Source organism: Rossellomorea sp. NPDC071047, from assembly GCF_050270195.1.
Taxonomy (GTDB): domain Bacteria; phylum Bacillota; class Bacilli; order Bacillales; family Bacillaceae_B; genus Rossellomorea.
On record NZ_JBNNJT010000019.1, the window covers coordinates 1 to 1,077 of the forward strand.

A 1,077-nucleotide genomic window follows, 5' to 3' on the forward strand; every position below is an offset into this window, starting at 1 on the left:
ACGTGTTGTATTCCAGGAGTATTATCACCAATTAAAAGAGTTAAAGCAACGAATTTTGCGACTAGAAGAAGAAATTAGAATTCAAGCGAATGAAGGCGTACATGCACCTAGAATACAAGCGCTCCAAGCACTAAGGGGAGTTGCACTTGTCACGGCGACAAGTATTGTAGCTGAAGTCGGGTCTTTCAAGCGTTTTTCTACTCCTCGAGAATTTATGGCCTATGTTGGACTAATCCCCAGTGAGTATTCAAGTGGAGAAAGGCGAAGACAAGGAAACATTACCAAAACGGGTAATAGACATGTTCGAAGGTTACTGGTGGAATCAGCCTGGAGCTACCGTTACCAACCGGCAGTCAGGGGTGAACTTAAACGGAGACAAAGTGGCCAATCTCCTACCATTCAAGCTATATCTTGGAAAGCACAAAATCGACTTCACAATAAGTATTATCGTCTACTATCCAGAGGAAAAGAAAAGGGAAAAGCAGTAACGGCTGTGGCTAGAGAATTGGCAGGGTTTATATGGGCTGTAATGCAAGAAGTAGAAGAAACACCAAGACTCAAAATAAATTAAAAAACGAATACTTGTAGCTCGAAGAGTAAGGTAAAACCATAGAAGAATGAGAATAGGGCTCGAAGGCAAAGAGTAAAACCGGAAAGGAAAACCCACGTGGCCTCCTCTGTGCTATATCTCTTTAGATTAACGCACGACCCGAGTTAGTGGATCAGTCCTTTATACGGAAAGATAAAATGTGTGAACCCACGAATATCAGAATGCAAACCGCAGTAGAATTTTTGCCTTCGTGCCGTGTTCTTACCTTCTAATAAATAAAGGGGGAAAGTATATAGTTTCTTTAGCTCAAAAATCGTCTCATCTCATCCCATAGCTATCAAGAAAAACCCTTGACAGCTATGGGATGAGATGAGGAGTGGTCAGTAAGCTAAAGAAGGAGAAAGTCTAGCCAGTAACGGCTTTAACATAAAATAAAAGAAGGAGCTAAAATGGCTTCTTTTATTAAAGCTGCCTTTAAATCGATGTGGATAATGAGTATTGACAGTTTCGTTCATATCAGGAGGCTC

Annotated in this window: 1 protein-coding gene; it reads left to right on the plus strand. The window is 41.0% G+C overall.

What is annotated here, in order from left to right; all coding sequences use genetic code 11:
- The coding region (locus tag ACQKFO_RS23585) for an IS110 family transposase (RefSeq protein ID WP_427601484.1) at positions 1-571 on the plus strand (571 nt) is incomplete at its 5' end.
- Between the last annotated feature and the right edge of the window lie 506 nt (positions 572-1,077).